Source organism: Nocardia sp. NPDC005978 (assembly GCF_040614455.1).
Lineage (GTDB): Bacteria > Actinomycetota > Actinomycetes > Mycobacteriales > Mycobacteriaceae > Nocardia.
Window position 1 is genome coordinate 1 of record NZ_JBEXUS010000067.1, and the last position, 17,568, is coordinate 17,568.

The window sequence follows — 17,568 nt, forward strand, 5'->3', positions numbered from 1 at the left end:
TCGCCACCCACCGCCGCACCCAAGGCCTCCCCGCACAATCCATGGCCTGGGGCCTCTGGAACCTCACCAGCGGCATGGCAACCCACCTCACCGACAACACTCGACGACGGCTCGCCTCGATAGGCGTCAGTGAACTCGGTCGCTCCGACGGCCTCACCGTCTTCGATCGCGCGATACAGACCCAGGCACCCACCCCGATACTCATGGCCTTCAGCGCACCGCCCCGCGACATCGCCGTGCCGCCGTTGCTTCGTGAGGTGTTCGCCGGGCGAAAACACCTCCCGCAACGCAAGGCGGCCAAGAGTACTCACGTACCGAACTCGCTGAACGAAATGAGCCCCGAAGAGTTGCAGGCCGCGGTGACGAAAATCGTCAGCACCCAAATGGCCGTGGCGTTAGGATACGCAAACGGGACCGAGATAGATCAAGACGCCGCATTCCAAGACCTCGGTTTCGATTCATTGGCAGCGATGGAATTCCGAAACGGACTCGCCGAAGCAGTAGGAATACGACTGTCACCTGCGCTGGCATTTCAGTATCCGACGGCCCGGCAGCTGGCGATCCATATCGCGGGGGAGATGTCACCGCCACGGCGCGGCCAGGCCGCCGAACCCCGCGAAGACCGGGGCAGACAGCACGGATCCTTCTCGTCACTCGATTTAGGAAATTCAAGATGATCCAGATCGAAATAACAACTCTCGAGCAGATGATGACGGAAGTATGCCGGAATTGCGCGCTTCCATCCGATGTCACCAAAGAGGTCGTCGCCCACTTCATCCGGGGCGAACTCCTCGGCAAGACGACACACGGCCTGGCGAAATTCTGCTTCGAGTCGCAGTTCTTCGAAGCGCGCGAGAACGCCCCGGAGGTGATTCGGGCCGACCAGGCCATCGCCATCGTCGACGCACATCGTGAAGTCGGCCCGGTGAGTGCGGCGTTCGCGTCCGACCTGTCCTGCGAACTCGCCGGCAAGTACGGCGTCGGCCTGGTCGGCATGATCAACACCCAGCGGTACGGTGTCCTGAGCGAATGGGCCGAGCGGGCAGCGGATCGCGGCTTCATCTCCCTGATCATGAACACCTCGAAGGCCGAGTGCACGGTCGACGGCGTTGCCGGCGGACTAACCGGAGTCAATACGATCGGTTTCGGTGCGCCCACACTCGGCGACTGCTTCTCCTTCGATATGGGCACCACGGTCAAGCCGCTCGGGCTGCTCTGGGAAGCGCGCAGGGGTGCCGACGACTTGCCCGGCGATGCTTTCGTCGACCGCAACGGAACGATGACCGATGATCCACATTCTGCTGAATCAGCGTTGATATTCGGCGGCTACAAGGGCTTCTGCATCTCACTGCTCGTTCAATATCTGATCGGCGCGCCGTTCGGATTCCCGATGGGCAGATCAGTGACCGGAACCTGGGATACGGGATACGTTTTCCTAACCATCGCACCGATCGCGGGATCACAAGCAGCTCGAACAGCGAATACCGAATTCATGAACGCAGTATCGGAAACTCTAGCTGCATCGGAGAGTTCCGTACGGGTGCCCGGCGAACACAGTCGAAGGAAATTGCGCGCTGCACTGGACAGCGGCTATACGGGCATCAACGACAATGTATGGAAGTCATTTGTGGAACTCCATACCGCGGCAATGGCCGAGCCCGATCCGACCAACGCTCCCGGGGGGAACGGATGAGATTTCACTGGTTTCTGCCCACCGCGGTCGACGGCCGGACCATCGCAACCGGCACGAAGGGAACACTGTTCGACGGGAACGGCGGAACCGAGGCCACGATCGGCACTCCACCGCGCAAGCCGTCGATCGGCTACATGTCGTCGATTGCCATGGCTGCCGAGCAAGCCGGCTTCGATGCCCTGCTCACACCGGTCGGAATACGATCGGAGGACGCGTGGGTGGTCAGTTCGGCGATCGCGCACACCACCGACCGCATCCGGTTTCTGGTCGCACTGCGACCCGGAATGATGTCTCCGACATTGTGCGCCGCCATGGCGGCCACGTTCGAGCGGGCCTTCCCCGGCAGACTTGGACTCAACATCGTTCTCGGCGGCGATCCCGCCGAGCAGCGTATGTACGGTGACTTTCTGCAGAAGTCCGAACGCCTGCGGCGAGCCGACGAGTTCCTGGCCGTCTACAACGGCCTGATGCGCGGGGAATCCGTCACGTACGGCGGTGAACACATCGCAGTCGAGCAGGCGTGCATCGGGCCGGGTGTGCGGAATCGGCCGGAAGTCTTCTTCGGCGGCAGCTCGGACGGATCGATCGATACCGCGGCCCGGCGCGCCGATGTCTATCTCTCCTGGGGAGATACCGAAGCCGATATCGCGGATCGAGCCCACCGATTCCGGCGCGCAGCAGCAGCTCACGGCCGTTGCGCGCGGGTCGGAACACGATTCCATGTCATTGCCCGCGACACCGAGGACGCGGCATGGGCCGAAGCCGCCCATCTGATGTCCGGCCTCGCGCGAGACGATCTCGACCGCACCATCGAGGTACTGAGCCGGAGCGAATCAGCCGGTCAGAGTCGAATGCTCAGCCTTCACGAGCGGTACCGCAGCACCGGTGATCCACAAGATCTCGAAGTCAGTCCTGGAATCTGGGCCGGTATCGGCCTGATGCGCGGTGGTGCCGGCGCGTCTCTGGTCGGCAGTTTCGCCACGGTGCGCGCCAAGATCGCCGAACTCGGGGCGATGGGCATCGACGATTTCATTCTTTCCGGATTCCCGCACCTCGAGGAGGCCTGGCGAGTGGGCGAAGAGATTGTCACCCCGTTGGCCGAGCTCGAGAGATTCGGCACCGTTCCGCACGTGTAGCGCTTACCACGTACTGGAGTTGCACATGAAAATCACCGTATTGGGTCACGCCGGATTGCTTGTGGAAACCTCGGCCGGTCGGATACTCTGCGATCCATGGTTCAACCCGGCATTCTACGGGTCATGGGTTCCATTTCCGGATAATACGAAAATCGATCAGAGCGCGCTTTGCGACGCCGAATATCTCTATATTTCGCATTTGCACCACGACCATTTCGACAGCACCTGGCTGCGGACACGGATGTCCAAGGACACGACCGTTCTGCTGCCGGACTATCCGATTCCGGATCTCCGCCACGCGCTGGAAGGGCTGGGGTTCCATCGGCTCATACAAACGCGCAACAACGAGATCACCGAACTGGATGCCGATGTACGAGTCTTGATCAACACCATCACCGAACCCGCACGCAGTCCGGTCGGCGACTCGGGATTAGTCGTTTCGGATCGCGGTGTGCAGATATACAACCAGAACGACTCCAGACCGGTGGAACGAATTCCTCTTGATACACTCGGACCGCTCCATGGCCATTTCGTTCAGTTCACCGGCGCGAATTGGTATCCCATGGTCTACGACTTTCCCGAACGAATGAAAGCGACACTAGGACGTCGCAAACGTAAGAACGGCATGGCGCGAGCCATGACCTATATCAATCAATACGCGGCGGATCACATATTTCCGTTCGCCGGCCCCGCCTGCTTTCTCGACGATGACGTCCTGTATCTGAATGACTTCGATGACGACGAGTCGAACGCTTTTCCGGATCAGTTCGCATTCCTGGAATTCCTCCGCACGAACGGTGTAGAAAACGGTCATCCCATACTGCCCGGCACCGTCATCGAACTCTCGGCGGACGGCGCGTTGTCGATACATGACCGGGATCCCGAGGAACTGGCCCGCGTAATGGGCGACAAGCGAAGTTACATTCTCGATTACAAGTCGCGGGTGCAGCCGAGGATCGATGAGATCAAGACCGCGTGGCCCACCGGCGGCTACGATCTGCTGCCGTCGATGAAGGCGTGGATCGAACCGATCATGGCGCGCGCCGACAATATTGCAGCCGGCATCAACGGAAGAATTCTACTGGAAGTTGAACGAGCGGGATCAACCGAACAGATCGTCCTCGACTTCCACGACCGTGCCGTCGTCGAATTCAATGGTCAGCATTGGCAGCACAGCTTTCGCATACCCTGGGAAATCATCGCCGATGCGGTGCGCCGCCGGGACGAGGACTGGGAGAACGGCCTATTTCTGTCCTGCCGATTCGAAGCGTCACGGAAGGGCCCGTTCAACGAGCACGTACCGGCGTTCTTCCAATGCCTGTCCCACCGCCGGATCGAGTTCATCGAGAGCGGCATCGAAGAAGCCGCCGATACGGACGACCTGATCCGGATCGATGACCGTGTCGTGCAACGCTATTGCCCCCATATGAAGGCCGACCTACTGAAGTTCGGCACCGTCGACGACGGCATTCTCACCTGCCAGATGCACGGGTGGGAGTTCGAGATAGACACCGGCAGATGCGTACTCGGTGGCGATGATCGGCGGATCGCGACGCGGCCCGCGGGGACGAGCGGAATCGAGCACGACCGGGATGCGACGTTGCCCAGGATCGTCGCGGCACACGAAGTCGACAGCACGAGTTAGCGTGAGGCACATACCGTGAACGAGTACGAACTCAAAGAGGTCGTCCGCCTCGAAGACGGACATTGGTGGTACGTCGAACGCCGCAAGTTGCTCTCGCAGATGCTGCGGGGGCTGCCGCCGGGAGTCGCGCTGGACGTGGGCGCCGCGGGCGGCGGCAACACACGGGTACTGGTACGGAACGGGTGGTCGGCGGTGTGCGTCGAGTACACCCTGTCCGCCGCCCGCATGGCCGCGGACAGAGGATTGGCCGTACTCCAGGCCGATGCGCGGTCACTTCCGGTCGCGGATACTTCCGTTGCTCTCGTCGTGGCCTTCGACGTGCTCGAGCACATCGTGGAGGACGGCTCGGCGGTCGACGAGATCTATCGCGCACTGCAGCCGGGCGGCAGTCTGCTGGTCACCGTGCCGGCCGATCCGACCCTGTGGTCGGACCACGACTGCGCTGTCGGGCACGTTCGCAGGTACCGCAGGGACGAGCTCCTGTCGCTGCTGACCGACGCGGGATTCGAAGTCCTGTACTGCAAATCGTGGATGGTATTGCTGAGCCCGCTCGTCCGAGTCAAGCGGAGACGATCCACCGGCAGCGACCTGGGCGAAGTGCACGCGGTGGTGAATCGGCTGCTGCGATGGGTTGTCGCGGTCGAGCGCCTGCTTCCCCTGGGCGGGCTGCCGGGTGTCAGCCTGCGCGCCCATGCCCGTCGGCCGCTCGACGCCGATACGAGCCCGCGGTATGCGAGCCCACCGGCGCCCGGGACCGTGACCGTGACCGCACGACTCGTAGGCGGCCGATAACGATGAGTTGGTCCGCACCGACGGTCGCAGGCACGAGCACTCGAAGCGACGACCCCCTGTTCTCCAGACTCGTTCATGTTCTGGTCGTCTCATATGTCGCCCTGATGTGCCTCACGCAGGGTGGCTACGACGTCACCGGTGACGAGTACTTCTATCTGGTGGCCGGTAGTTACCCCAGTTGGGGGTATGCCGACCAGCCATGGCTGGTCGCGACACTCGCCCACGCGGCCGACATCATCGATCCCGGCAACCTCGCACTTCTGCGGTTCCCCATGGTGATAGCCGTGGCGGTGGGGATTTACATGTGCGCCCTACTGAGCCGGGAGTTCGGCGGTGGCCCGCGGGTCCAACTGCTCGCGGCGTGCGCCTTCGCCATCAGCCCCTACGCACTCTCGCACTCCAGGGCCTTGACCACGGACGCCGTCGATATGGCGATGTGGAGCACCGTGATCTGGCTCCTCGTCCGCTGGGTCAAGGAGGACTCCGACCGGTTGTGGATTGCCATTGCGGGTGCGACAGTGCTTGCGCTGCAGGGCAAGTACCTGATTCCCACTTTCTGGGGACTCACCGTCATCGCGATCGCGGTCGCTGGACCGCGCCGGTTCTTCACCCGGCCGATCGTGTATGCCGCGGGTGCGATCTCGATCGTCTCCATGATTCCCAGCCTGCTGTGGCAGGCCCGCAACGGGTGGCCGCAACTGATCGAAGGCCCCGCGATCTGGTCCGACATTTCGGAATTCGGCGGCAGATTGATATTCGTACCGTCCGTCATCGGCTCGCTCGGCCTGGTCGGGACGGTGCTCTTCGGTGCGGGGCTGTGGTTCCTGCTTCGCAAGGCGTCCGGCTACCGCTTCCTGGGTGTGGTGGTGGTCCTGCTGCTCGCCCTGGTGTGGGTCGCCATGCTCCGCCGCAACTACCTCGGAGGCGTTTTTCCCCTCGCCCTCGCCGCCGGCGCGGTCGGACTCGGCGAGATCGGCTGGTGTCAGGGTCGCATCTGGCGGGTGCAGTGGGCAGCGATCATCGCATCCATCGTGGTCCTGATGCCGGCCTTCGTTCCGGTCGGCCCGCAGTGGATGGGGGGTGCCACCCGCTACCTGATCCCGAGTCATCGGCACGACTGGAATCTGCTGGCCGAGGCGGTCGGCAGGACCGTGAACGAGGTTCCCGACACCGAGCGGGAACGAACAATCGTGATCGCGGGCGACTACTGGCGATCCAGTGTGCTCGAGCGACTCGGACCGGCCTATTCCCTGCCCCCTGTTTACGGAACGATGCAGGGCGCATGGTATTTGCGACGACCTCCGGACGGCACGCGAACCATTGTGTACGTCGACACTCCCCCTCCGATACTGATCGCCAATTGCGGAAGCCTCCGACATGCCCGGACGGTGATAGATGACAATATCTCACCGCTGGCAAACGAACAGCGGGAGACGAGAATATCGATCTGTTCCGGCCTGAACATTCCCATCGACACTCTGTGGGACAACATGAAAAACACAACCCTACCCAATTAACCGGGGGTCTCCACGTGCCAGGAAATACCGAGACCGTTTCCGAAGCTGCTTCCCCGGATTTATCGGTCGTCGTTCCGATCTACAACGAAGAGCTCATTCTTCCGCAATTTCTGAAGCGGCTGCGAGCGGCGCTGGACGGACTCGCCCAGCGATACGAGGTCATCGCGGTCGATGACGGCTCCTCCGATTCGACGGCGGGCATCCTGCTGCTGTGCGCACGGTCCTGGGGAGAACTGCGAATCGTCCGGCTGCGGGCGAACGCGGGACATCAAGCCGCGCTGTCGGCCGGCCTGTCGTGCGCCGAGGGGCGATGGACGGTGTCCTTGGACGCCGACCTGCAAGACCCGCCGGAACTGATCCCCGAGATGCTGGCGATCGCACTCGACGAGGATGTCGAAGTCGTCTACGGGGTGCGTGGGGATCGATCCAGCGACACCTACTTCAAACGCCAGACAGCACGGATCTTCTACCGGCTGCTCCGCCGGTTGTCGCACATCGATCTGCCCCTGGACGCGGGCGACTATCGGTTGATGTCACGACTGACGGTGGACGCGGTGCTGTCGACATCCGAGCACGGCCGCGTGCTGCGGATCGTCGTCCCTGCGCTCGGATTTCCTTCCGCCGAAGTTAGTTACCGGCGCGGTGCGCGGGATGCGGGTGCATCGAAATACACACTGTCGCGGATGTGGCATCTCGCCATGGACTCGGCCATCGTGTATTCACTTGTTCCCCTTCGAGTGGCGACCTGGTGCGGCGCCCTGGGTTTCGCCGCGGCACTGCTGCTGTCCGTATTCGCGGCCATCAGTCATGCGGTCGGTAATACGGTCTCCGGCTGGGCCTCGACCATCGCGGTTATATGCGCCTTCGGGGGCGTTCAGTTGATGTGCATCGGAATACTCGGGGAGTATGTCGGCCGTCTGTTGAAAATCCAGCAATCGGTTCCGGCCTCGGTCATCGCCTACGACTCGGGGAAGTCGCACACCACAGGATGGCAGGTTCTGCCTATCGGCAGGGACGGGATGGTTAGTTATGAAGATCAGTGACACTCTGCTCGATGGTTCCAGTTTTCTCGGGGTCTGGGGGCTCGGCCACATCGGATTCTCCACCGCACGATATTTCGCCGAGGCGGGCGTGCCGGTGCGAGGGTACGACCCGAATTCGAACTGCGTAGCCGAGCGGCGCGCTGCCGATCTGCCGGGAACCAGATTCGCCACGAGTTCGGCGATACTGCTCCGCCCGGAGGTCCCCGTCCACATGATCGCCGTTCCGACCGAGCGGGACGGCGAGCCCTATCTCGGCGCGCTGGAGGACGTGACCAGGAAGATCGCCGGGGCCGCCGCCGCGGGATGCTGGCGGGGGGAGGCCCCGCTGATGATCATCGAGTCGACACTGACGCCGGGGACCATCGACACGTTCATCGTCCCGATCATCAGCAGTTACGGGCTTCGCGCCGGCAGCGACATCCTCATCGCGGTCGCACCGCGACGAGACTGGTTCCTGGGTCCGGGATTCCAATTCGCAACCCTGGACCGCATTTACGGCGGCTACGGCCCGCGATCGAGCGAACTGGCCGGAGCCGTCCTGTCGCTGGTGAACCGCACACTGCACCATGCGCCCTCGCATCGCGAGGCGGAACTCGTGAAGTGCGTGGAGAACGCCTACCGGCACCTGGACATCACCTTCGCCAACCAGCTGACACTCGCCTATCCCGGCATCGACATCGTGGAGGTGCTTCGGCTGGCCGGTACGAAATGGAACATTCACACCTTCCACCCCAGTTTCGGCACCGGCGGCTACTGCATCCCCCTGTCCAGCCGCTATCTCATTCAGGGCGCCGAGCGACCCGAGTCGCTGTCGTTGCTGAGCGCGACCATCGACACCGACGATCTGATGCGCACCCTGGTCGCGGACGCGGTCGCGGAGACCGGGCCCGTCGTCGTTCTCGGTCTGGCCTGCCGCGGGGCGGTGAAGGTGGACGTCCACAGCCCGACGAAGGGAATCGCGGACAGACTGCGCCGACTCGGCGTCCGGTTCACGGTTTTCGATCCGCTGTATTCCCCGTGGGAGGTCGAAAGGATTTTGGGCGAAGGAACATCCGAGCCGAACATTCTCGAAAGCCTTCGACGAGCACGCAGTGTCCTTGTCGTCACTGATCATCAGGAGTTCGTCGACCACCCGGCATACGTGCTCGCGATGAACGCGGATCGCACCGAACGGTTGACGATCATCGATAACCACGGGACGCTGGCCGCGGTCGACTGGGAATCGCACGTGTACTACCAGCGCGCCGGATCCGCGAACTGGCTCAACTCCGTTGTTCCCGAGGTTGATTCGGTCGATACCCCGGGATTCGTGTGATGGCGGGCGGGCGTCCGGCGGCGATCGGCGTCGGGGTCAATATCTGCGGCGCGACGGTGCGCGAGGCCCGGCGCTGCGCGGAGCTGGCCGATGCGGCCGGCGCCGTGCGCGTCTCGGTGTGGGACTCGCCGGCTGTGGCTCCCGACTGCTGGCTGACCCTGGGCCATATCGCCGCAGCGATCCGCGGTGCCGCGATCGGAGTCTCGGTGACCAATCCGCTTACCAGGCATCCGGTGGTGACGGCCAATGCGGCAGCGTCGCTGGCATCGCTGATACCGGGCCGCGCATTCCTCGGGATCGGTACCGGCGACAGCGGGGTCATCAATCTCGGCGCCCGGCCGGCGCGGCTGAGTGAGCTTCGGGAGTACGTGCTGTGCCTGCGAAGTCTATTGCGGGAAGGGACCGGCCGGTGGCGCGGCGCCACGGTGCGATTGCGATCGAAACCCGAAGCGCCGGTGCCGATCTACCTCGCCGCGCACGGCGTGAACTCGCTGCGATTGGCCGCCGAACTGGCCGACGGTGTGATACTCGGCCTGGGCCACAGCGAGGACGTCGTCGACGGTGTCCGCGAGGTGATCGCCACGACGCGGGACCGGACAGGCGGAGCCGATACGGGTTTCGATCTCTGGTGGAACTGCGGCGCCGTCAGGATCAGCGAGGATGCCGACGCCGCGGTGCGGGAAACGGGATGGCTCACGGCCTCTTTCGCGCATCACCTGGCACGCGGCGATATGGCATCGAAGTTCGTACCACCCGATCTGCACGACGGAATACGCCGGCTCGCTGCGAACTACGACCTGGGGCTGCACGGACGCCAGCCGGACGCCATGCGCGCCCGATATGTGGAATTGGCACAGGAATTCGGTGTCTGGGAGTATCTGCTCGATCGCTTCATCATCGCGGGTTCGAGGTCGGGGGTCCGCGATCAGCTCCGGCTTCTCGCCGATCGGGGGGTGACGAATCTGGAGACCGGGGTATCGGTCGGCGGGGTGGAGGCCGCCGCGGATCTTATTTCCACAGCCGATGAGACGAACTGGAACCGAGAGGACAGGTTTGCGGCCGACCGACGATGAATCGGAGCGGACAGGGCGCTGCCACCGAACCGACAAGCTGCCCGACCCTGCCGGGAGAAGAACATGCTCGACCGCGTCTTGATGTGCATAGCCAGGCGGCCGTGGTCGGCCATCGTATTGGTCGGTGCCGTCACGGCGATATGCGGATTCTTCGGGATGGGTGTACAGCAGCATTTGCAGCCCGGCGGATTCCTGTCGTCCGACCTCGAGTCCGTCAAAGCAGCCGAATACATCTATGAAAACCGGATGGGCACGAGTCCCAACCTCGTCATCATGGTGTCCGCCGACAGCGGGGTCGACAGCGCACCGGCCGTCGCGGCGGGCACGAGGCTCGCCGACTTCGTGAAGGCCACCTCGGGTACCACCGGCGTCGCGTCGTACTGGACGGCCGCATCACCATCGGAGGCACAGGCATTGCGCGGCAGGTCCGGGCACGATGCGGTAGTTCTCGCGAGCGTGCCGGACGATGCGTCGGCACGATCCATCAGGGCGGACATCGATGCCATGCGATTCGACGGCGTCACGATTCGAATCGGCGGTACCTACGGATTCCTCATCGACGCGAGCCGGGTGGCGGGGGAGGATATTTCCCGCGCGGACCGCATCGCCTTGCCCGCGACACTGGTGGTGCTGATATTCGTATTCGGCGGAGTGGTCGCGGCCTCCCTGCCGATCCTGGGTGGCCTGTGCTCGATCGTGATCACCCTGGGGATCTTGCGGCTTTCCTCCGAACTGTTCGAAGTGTCGATCTTTTCACTGAATGTGGCCTCCGTCCTCGGACTCGCGCTGGCCATCGACTACAGCCTGCTGATCGTCACCAGATACCGGGAGGAACGTGCACGGGGCCTGCCGACCGAACCGGCCGTTCTGGGCGCGATGCGGGTGGCGGGCCGCACCGTGCTGTTCTCGGCGTGCATTGTCGGCGCCGGCCTCGCTGGCCTGCTGGTCTTCACGCAGTTCTTCCTGAGATCGTTCGCCTACGTCGGTATCGCGGTCGTCGCCGCTTCGGCGCTCAGTTCGATCGTCCTGGTTCCGGCGATGCTGCTGGTCATCGGAGACCGGATCGATGCCCTCGATGTCCGCCGGCTCCTGCCGAGTCTTTCGCCACCGTTCCGGTCGAGATTGCGTACGCGGGCACGACTGATCGTGTTGACCGAGTTCGCGGTCCGGAGACCGACCCTGTCGGTCGTGCTGAGCATCGCGGCGCTGCTTACCCTGTGCGCGCCGTTCCTGGCGGTGAACTTCGGGTATCCCGATGATCGCGTACTCGCGGCATCCGTCCCGAGTAGACAGGTCGGCGACATCATTCGTGAACAGTTCACGGTCGACTCGCAATCGTCCATCCAGATCGTGCTGCCGAAAGCGCCGAGCCGGGACGAGGCGCTGACGTCATACTCGGCGGAGATTTCCCGGATCGACGGCGTCAAATTCGTGCGGGCGAACAACACTCTCTTCTCGAACGGCGTGCGGATCAGCGGACCCGCGGACCTTCGCGTCGAGTCGGGGGACGCCGTCCTGACGGTGGCGTCGGCCGCCGACCCGTACTCCGAGGAAGGAAAGAAGCAACTGGCCGATATCCGGTCGGTGGAATCACCGGGTCCGATTCTGGTGGGCGGATTCGCGGCCATGAACACCGACTCGGTCCGATCGGTAGGGAATCGGCTGCCCTACGCCATCTTGATCATGGTCTCGGTTACCCTCATACTACTTTTCCTGTTCACCGGCAGTATCGTGCTGCCGCTCAAAGCGATTGTGCTGAATACGCTCTCGTTGGCCGCGCCTTTCGGCGCACTGGTGTGGATCTTCCAGGAAGGGCATCTCGCGGGCCCTCTCGGCGTCACGGCCACCGGATACATCGATTCGATGACCCCGGTCCTGGTCTTCTGCATCGCCTTCGGGCTGTCCATGGACTACGAGGTGTTCCTCCTGGCGAGTTTTCGCCGCGAGTGGATGAAATCCGGGCGTTCGGTGGACGACTTGCCGACGGTAATCGTCTCGGGTGTTTCGGCGAGCGCCAGGATATTCGTCCCCGCCGCGCTGGTGATGTGCATCGTGTTCATGACCCTGGCCATGTCTCGCGTCGAGTTCCTGCAACTGTTCGGGGTCGGCATGACTCTGGCGGTGCTGAGTGATGTGACCCTGATCCGAATGGTCCTGGCGCCGGCGCTCATGACGATGATGGGGGCCCAGAACTGGTGGGCCCCCAGGTTTCTCTCAACCTGGTACGCCCGCCGGTATCCGGTCCTCGCCGACTAGCGAGAACCGTTTCCCGGACCCGAGCGCGGTGTGGTCCGCGCCGGTATGAAGATGTCGTCGAGCGGAACGGACACCCCCGGCCCGACCCCTTCCTCTGCGAACCATTCCCAGCGGAACAGCCTGGCCTGCACCGGCGCGGGTATTCGGCGCAGGCCACGAGCAACCCTGGCGAACCGGCCGCCACCGGCAAGAACTGAGCGGTGCTCCGCCAACGCCCCCAGCCGCAGCGCCGCGAACTCGGAAACGTCTATCCGGTGGGTGATTTCGGCGCGGGCGGTGAAGCCGCCGCGGACGGCAGACGTGTCGTACCCGAACAGCCGGGCCGGCGCGCTGAGCCGCATCAGCAACTCCCGCGGCAGCGTCGCGTCCAGAACCCGGGGCACACCCGCCAGCGCGGCCGCCAGCTGCCCCACCTCGTGGACACGAACGTGATCACGGTGACCGTAGCCGCCGTGGCGGTCATAGCTGAGCAACACCTCGGGTCGCTCCTGCGACAGGATCCTCGCCAGTCGTTCGGCGGCTTCGCCGGGATCGGCACGCATGAACAGCGTTCGACCCGGCGGATTCGGATACAGAATCGGCCCGTGCCCGCTATCTGCGAAGCCGAGATGTTCGACCCTGTCCACGCCGAGAATAACCGCACTGGCCTGCAATTCGCGCAAGCGCGGCGCGACCGGCTCGTCGAACTGCTCCATGTGCCCGTCACACGCGACCACGATGACCGTCCGGTGCCCGGCGGCCGCCAATTTCGCCAGGGTGCCGCCGGTCAGCAGCACCTCGTCATCGGGATGAGCGTGCAAAGCCACCACGGTTGCCACGACGTCATTATGCCCGCGGCCGCCAACAATGAGATCCGCACAAACCTACCGGTCGGAAGCGTGTTAACTGCCGAGCGAGCCCTTCCGAGCTACGATCGGGCAATGCGGTCCATTTGGAAGGGCTCCATCGCGTTCGGGTTGGTCAACGTCCCGGTGAAGGTTTATACCGCCACCGAGGACCACGACATCAAATTTCATCAGGTCCACGCCGCCGACGGGGGGCGTATTCGCTACGAGCGGTTGTGCACCGTCGACGGGCAGCCCGTGCAGTACGCCGATATCGACAAGGCGTACGAATCTCCGGACGGGGACCGGGTGATCCTGACCGACGAGGATTTCGCGAAACTGCCGGCCGCCGAGAAACACGAGATCCCGGTATTGCAGTTCGTACCGACCGAACAGATCGACCCCATTCTGTTCGACAAGAGCTACTACCTCGAACCCGATTCGACCACGCCCAAAGCCTATGTGCTGCTGGCGAAGACGCTCGAGCGAACCGACCGGATCGCGCTGGTGCACTTCACCTTGCGGCAGAAGACCCGGCTGGGGGCGCTGCGGGTGCGGGACGGGGTGCTGACGCTGCAGACGCTGCTGTGGCCGGACGAGGTGCGCTCGGTGGCGTTCGAGAAGCTGGACGGGGTGCCCGCGCCCAAGCCGCAGGAACTGAAAATGGCCGAAACCCTGGTCGATACGCTGTCCGACGATTTCGATCCGACCCTGTACGTCGACGAATATCAGATCGAATTGAAGAAGCTCCTGGACGAGGCGATCGCCAGCGGCAGCACCAAGGTCACCCGCGCGCCCGAGTCCGCCGCACCCGAAATGGATGCCGAGGTGGTGGATCTGGTGGCCGCATTGCAGCGCAGCCTGGAAGCCTCCGGCCGCGGCGGCGCGAAAGCCGCACCCGCCAAGGCCACGAAATCCACCGCGAAGGCCGCGGCGCCCGCCAAGAAAGCCGCCGCCAAGAAGACCGCGAAGAAAGCGCCCGCCAAACAGGCTCGCAAAGGCGCGTGAGCACGGCGGGCGATCCCCGGGGCCCGATTACTGGCAAACTGTCGGCTATGGAACCCGCCATAGCCATCGTGCCCATGGGGCTCGGCCATCTCCGCCAGGTCCTGGATCTGGGCTACGAGGTGTTCGACACCAATACCAAGCCCTACACGTCCTGGTCGCTCACCTCGGTGGCCGAACACCTGGACAGCCCCAGCCGCTCGTGCTGGGTCGCGGTGGACTCCGATCGCGTGGTGGGATTCGTGCTCGGCTCCATGGAGTTCGAACTCCGTGACGACTGGGCGTATCTGGAATGGATCGCCGTCGCGCCCGACATGCAGGGCCGCGGTATCGCCGGCCGGTTGATGAACGCCTGTTGCGAAACCCTGTTCAACAGCGGCGCGCGGCGCATCGTCACCGACGTCGAGAACCACAACACCGCCTCCGCCTCGCTCATGAAGCGCAACGGTTTCACCGAGGGCACCACCGTGACGCTGTTCGTGAAGCCCAATCCCGCACCGGGTTTCGAGGACTCCCCCGTCGAGGGCGACAGTGAGCAGATCACTTTGACCCCCGGCACGAAGCGCGAACTCATCCGCAAGGGCCGCATCGCCGGCGAGGGCGGGCGGGCGCGGATTCCGCGCTGAACGACCCGGGTGCGGACGCCGACGACACCGAACCTGTCGGACCCCGTCGCTACGGTGTCCGCCATGACCGACAGCACCATGGACGCCATCAACGCCGCCGTCACCCTGGGCCGGGAGGGCGACGCCGCGCGGGCGCGGGAACAGCTTGCCGCGCTCTGGGATTCGGTCGGGGCGAACGGCGACGCGCTGCATCGGGTGACCATCGGGCATTTCCTGGCCGATCTGCACGACCATCCGGCCGACGCGCTCACCTGGGACGTGCGCGCGCTGGACGCCGCGGACGCGCTCACCGACGCCCGGGCGCGCGAACATCATTCGACGCTGCAGGTCAGCGGGTTCTACCCGTCGTTGCACCTGAATCTCGCCGACAATTACCGGCGGCTGGGCGCGTTCGAGACCGCTCAGCGGCACCTGCTGGCCGCCCGCGACCGCCTGGACGTGCTCGACGACGACGGGTACGGCTCGGTGGTGCGAGCGGGGGTGGAGAATGTCGCGCGGGCGCTGGCGGAGCAGTCCACCGAGCGGCTGGCGACGCACTGAAACGATGATGCGCACAGGGGTTTTCGCGAGGCTTGTGCCCCGATGAGACAAATGTGCGCCGTACCGGACGAATCCGGTACGGCGCACATCAGGTTCGGACCGTGATCAGCGCGCGTTATCGGTGCACGCGGACAGGATCACCTTGGCCGCCCGCGGCGAGGACGAGCCCAGATCCGGGAACTGCGGCGCGCTGTTGCCCAGCACGTCGGTCGCACCCTTCTCCGCCTCGGCCTTGGTCGGCGCCCACGCCCAGCCGAAGCGGGTGTCCGCGCCCTGCGACACCGCACCGCAGGCATTGGCGAAACGAACGACCGACTCGCAGTCGTTCTGCCCGCACTTGGCGATAGCGGCGCTCTCCGCGGCGCCGTAGCTGCCGTAGTTGACCGCGTACGCCACGTTTCCGGTGCTCCGCGAGAGCGCGAGCGCCCCGAAGAGATCACCGGCAGCCGCGGTGAACACCGGCTCTTCTCCCGCCGCCGAGGCGGGCCCTGCGGCCATGGCACCCATCGCCGCCATCGACATGATCGCGAGGCCCATTCCGGCCTTGCGCAGCAACGACATTCGATACTCCCCGTCATGAATTTGTCAGAACGGGTCGAATTCTTGTCGAGCGCCGAACCAATGTCCAATTGGAACTGGACAGTCTCCAACATTAGGAAGTTTGCCGGTATGGGCATTGCCCGCCCGGCGAACTGCACATCGACCCGGGGAGATCGTCTCAGACGCGACGCATAACCGAGACGACTTTGCCGAGTATCGTGGCCTTGTCACCGTCGATGACGCTGTAGGCGGGGTTGCGCGGTTCCAGGTAGACGTGTCCGTTGCTGCGGCGATACACCTTCACCGTGGCCTCGCCGTCGATCATGGCCGCGACGATCTCACCGGAATGCGCTTCGCTCTCCTGCCGAATGACGACGATGTCACCGTCGCAGATTGCGGCCTCGATCATCGAGTCACCGCGCACCCGCAGACCGAATACGGTGCCGCGACCCACCAATTCCCGGGGCAGCGAGAGAATGTCGTCGGTGTGCTGTTCGGCGAGGATCGGGGCACCCGCGGCGATATCGCCGACGACCGGAACCGACACCGTATTCTCCGAGTCGGCCCGGGTGTGCGACGCCTTCAGGAACAACCGCACATCCATGGGCCGGGTGACGGATTCGCTGCGGGTCAGGAATCCGCGATCCTCCAGCGCCTTCAGATGCCTGGACACCGATGACCCCGACCGCAATCCCACCGCCTCGCCGAGCTCACGGGTGCTCGGCGAATACCCGTGCCGCTGCACCCAATCCCGGATCGCGGCCAGAATCTGCTGCTGGCGCGGGTGCAGGGTGGAGGTGTCGAGATGCTCGAATCCATCGAAGTCGTCGTATCCGGTCACCCGCGCATCCTACGGCGCGGGCGCCCGGTTACCCGATCCCGACGGGTTCGGTCCCCCGTGTGTCGGGCGAGTGGACTAGTTTGGTCCGCGTGAGTTGCGAATTCATCGTCCTACCGGCCGATTCCGTCGCCGCGCCGCACGAGGTCGCCGGCTACCTGGAATCCCGACTCGGAACCCCCGCCGCGGTCAGCCTAGGTCTGATCCTGGCCGACCTGTGGCGCTGGAACACCGAGATTCCGGTGTGGAACGGCCGCATCATCCTCGAACCCGCGGGCGACTGCATCCGCATCTCGGTGCCCGAGCACGCCGCCTGGCGGGCGCTGCTGTGGATCGAAGAACTCATCGCCGACACCGATTTCGCGCTCTACGATCCGACGGACGGCACCCTGGAGCGGGCCGAACCGCGCAAGCTGCGGGTCAATCTCGGCGGCGCGCGCTACTTCCGCACCCTCACCCCGCGGCAATTGCGTTCCTGGATACCGCAATTGCACGTGCTGACGAACAAGCCGTTCCTGATCGTGGACGAACCCGGCAACGAGGGCACCTTCATCCAGACGTATCGGGAAGCGCCGGACGAGTACATCCTGGAATACCGGGACGGGGACATGGTCACCACCAGCGTGCAGGATCCGCTACTGGTGGCGCGCCTGATGTGGGATTGGGTCAACGACCGGCACGAGGCCCTGAACGAATTGCACTGGGAACCGGTGTCCTGACCGGGC

At 64.2% G+C, this 17,568-nt stretch carries 17 protein-coding genes; 14 read left to right on the plus strand and 3 right to left on the minus strand.

Annotation, left to right across the window (positions count from 1 at the left end; genetic code table 11):
- The 10 genes from ABZ319_RS26285 to ABZ319_RS26330 form a co-directional block, all read left to right on the plus strand.
- Positions 1 to 677 (plus strand): beta-ketoacyl reductase (locus ABZ319_RS26285; protein WP_354989156.1); only part of this gene is annotated, 677 nt, incomplete at its 5' end.
- Entirely contained in the window at positions 674 to 1,693 is a 1,020-nt protein-coding gene (locus ABZ319_RS26290) for an Ldh family oxidoreductase (protein ID WP_354989157.1), read from the plus strand. The genes ABZ319_RS26285 and ABZ319_RS26290, both read left to right, overlap by 4 nt.
- Positions 1,690 to 2,829 (plus strand): LLM class flavin-dependent oxidoreductase, encoded by a 1,140-nt coding sequence (locus ABZ319_RS26295; RefSeq protein ID WP_354989158.1) that lies wholly within the window; start codon positions 1,690 to 1,692, stop codon positions 2,827 to 2,829. Before ABZ319_RS26290 ends, ABZ319_RS26295 begins: the two co-directional genes overlap by 4 nt.
- 25 nt (positions 2,830 to 2,854) lie before the next feature.
- Positions 2,855 to 4,474 (plus strand): Rieske 2Fe-2S domain-containing protein, encoded by a 1,620-nt coding sequence (locus ABZ319_RS26300; protein WP_354989159.1) that lies wholly within the window; start codon positions 2,855 to 2,857, stop codon positions 4,472 to 4,474.
- A 15-nt stretch (positions 4,475 to 4,489) separates the two neighbouring features.
- A complete protein-coding gene (locus ABZ319_RS26305) occupies positions 4,490 to 5,266 on the plus strand; it encodes a class I SAM-dependent methyltransferase (protein WP_354989160.1) in 777 nt (258 codons plus the stop codon).
- A 104-nt stretch (positions 5,267 to 5,370) separates the two neighbouring features.
- Positions 5,371 to 6,783, plus strand: a complete 1,413-nt coding sequence (locus ABZ319_RS26310) for a glycosyltransferase family 39 protein (protein WP_354989161.1) — start codon at positions 5,371 to 5,373, stop codon at positions 6,781 to 6,783.
- 14 nt (positions 6,784 to 6,797) lie between these two features.
- A complete protein-coding gene (locus ABZ319_RS26315; RefSeq protein ID WP_354989162.1) occupies positions 6,798 to 7,826 on the plus strand; it encodes a glycosyltransferase family 2 protein in 1,029 nt (342 codons plus the stop codon).
- Positions 7,813 to 9,141 carry a UDP binding domain-containing protein gene (locus ABZ319_RS26320; RefSeq protein ID WP_354989163.1) on the plus strand — a complete coding sequence of 443 codons (1,329 nt, stop codon included), beginning with the start codon at positions 7,813 to 7,815 and terminating at the stop codon, positions 9,139 to 9,141. Before ABZ319_RS26315 ends, ABZ319_RS26320 begins: the two co-directional genes overlap by 14 nt.
- Before the next feature lie 56 nt (positions 9,142 to 9,197).
- Positions 9,198 to 10,214 (plus strand): LLM class flavin-dependent oxidoreductase, encoded by a 1,017-nt coding sequence (locus ABZ319_RS26325; RefSeq protein ID WP_354989164.1) that lies wholly within the window; start codon positions 9,198 to 9,200, stop codon positions 10,212 to 10,214.
- Positions 10,215 to 10,370: 156 nt separating this feature from the next.
- On the plus strand, positions 10,371 to 12,470 hold the full coding sequence (locus ABZ319_RS26330; RefSeq protein ID WP_354989165.1) for an MMPL family transporter: 2,100 nt from the start codon (positions 10,371 to 10,373) through the stop codon (positions 12,468 to 12,470).
- Here the strand turns inward: ABZ319_RS26330 and ABZ319_RS26335 are convergent.
- Positions 12,467 to 13,288 carry a PIG-L family deacetylase gene (locus ABZ319_RS26335; protein ID WP_354989166.1) on the minus strand — a complete coding sequence of 274 codons (822 nt, stop codon included), beginning with the start codon at positions 13,286 to 13,288 and terminating at the stop codon, positions 12,467 to 12,469. The two genes, ABZ319_RS26330 and ABZ319_RS26335, sit on opposite strands and share 4 nt — an antisense overlap.
- A gap of 102 nt (positions 13,289 to 13,390) precedes the next feature.
- Here ABZ319_RS26335 and ABZ319_RS26340 point away from each other — a divergent pair, with 102 nt between their 5' ends.
- The 3 genes from ABZ319_RS26340 (at position 13,391) to ABZ319_RS26350 (ending at position 15,465) form a co-directional block, all read left to right on the plus strand.
- Complete coding sequence (locus ABZ319_RS26340) at positions 13,391 to 14,302, plus strand: Ku protein (RefSeq protein ID WP_354989167.1); 912 nt, start codon at positions 13,391 to 13,393, stop codon at positions 14,300 to 14,302.
- A 47-nt stretch (positions 14,303 to 14,349) separates the two neighbouring features.
- Positions 14,350 to 14,925 (plus strand): GNAT family N-acetyltransferase, encoded by a 576-nt coding sequence (locus ABZ319_RS26345; RefSeq protein ID WP_354989168.1) that lies wholly within the window; start codon positions 14,350 to 14,352, stop codon positions 14,923 to 14,925.
- A 63-nt stretch (positions 14,926 to 14,988) separates the two neighbouring features.
- Entirely contained in the window at positions 14,989 to 15,465 is a 477-nt protein-coding gene (locus ABZ319_RS26350) for a hypothetical protein (RefSeq protein ID WP_354989169.1), read from the plus strand.
- Positions 15,466 to 15,570: 105 nt separating this feature from the next.
- Here the strand turns inward: ABZ319_RS26350 and ABZ319_RS26355 are convergent, their stop codons facing one another.
- Both ABZ319_RS26355 and lexA read right to left on the minus strand, forming a co-directional pair.
- Positions 15,571 to 16,026 carry a DUF4189 domain-containing protein gene (locus ABZ319_RS26355; protein ID WP_354989170.1) on the minus strand — a complete coding sequence of 152 codons (456 nt, stop codon included), beginning with the start codon at positions 16,024 to 16,026 and terminating at the stop codon, positions 15,571 to 15,573.
- A 157-nt stretch (positions 16,027 to 16,183) separates the two neighbouring features.
- Positions 16,184 to 16,846: a transcriptional repressor LexA gene (gene lexA / locus ABZ319_RS26360; protein WP_354989171.1), complete on the minus strand. Its 663-nt coding sequence runs from the start codon at positions 16,844 to 16,846 to the stop codon at positions 16,184 to 16,186.
- Positions 16,847 to 16,935: 89 nt separating this feature from the next.
- On the opposite strand from lexA, the gene ABZ319_RS26365 reads away from it, so the two are divergent.
- Positions 16,936 to 17,562, plus strand: coding sequence for a hypothetical protein (locus tag ABZ319_RS26365; protein WP_354989172.1), 627 nt, complete (start codon positions 16,936 to 16,938; stop codon positions 17,560 to 17,562).
- The last annotated feature ends 6 nt before the right edge of the window (positions 17,563 to 17,568 follow it).

Coding starts and splice junctions, on each gene's coding strand:
- ABZ319_RS26290 (WP_354989157.1), top strand. CDS start 674: ATGATCCAGATCGAAATAACAACTCTCGAGCAGATGATGACGGAAGTA.
- ABZ319_RS26310 (WP_354989161.1), top strand. CDS start 5,371: ATGTGCCTCACGCAGGGTGGCTACGACGTCACCGGTGACGAGTACTTC.
- ABZ319_RS26330 (WP_354989165.1), top strand. CDS start 10,371: ATGGGTGTACAGCAGCATTTGCAGCCCGGCGGATTCCTGTCGTCCGAC.
- ABZ319_RS26355 (WP_354989170.1), bottom strand. CDS start 16,026: ATGTCGTTGCTGCGCAAGGCCGGAATGGGCCTCGCGATCATGTCGATG.
- ABZ319_RS26345 (WP_354989168.1), top strand. CDS start 14,350: ATGGAACCCGCCATAGCCATCGTGCCCATGGGGCTCGGCCATCTCCGC.
- ABZ319_RS26320 (WP_354989163.1), top strand. CDS start 7,813: ATGAAGATCAGTGACACTCTGCTCGATGGTTCCAGTTTTCTCGGGGTC.
- ABZ319_RS26295 (WP_354989158.1), top strand. CDS start 1,690: ATGAGATTTCACTGGTTTCTGCCCACCGCGGTCGACGGCCGGACCATC.
- ABZ319_RS26300 (WP_354989159.1), top strand. CDS start 2,855: ATGAAAATCACCGTATTGGGTCACGCCGGATTGCTTGTGGAAACCTCG.
- ABZ319_RS26340 (WP_354989167.1), top strand. CDS start 13,391: ATGCGGTCCATTTGGAAGGGCTCCATCGCGTTCGGGTTGGTCAACGTC.
- ABZ319_RS26350 (WP_354989169.1), top strand. CDS start 14,989: ATGACCGACAGCACCATGGACGCCATCAACGCCGCCGTCACCCTGGGC.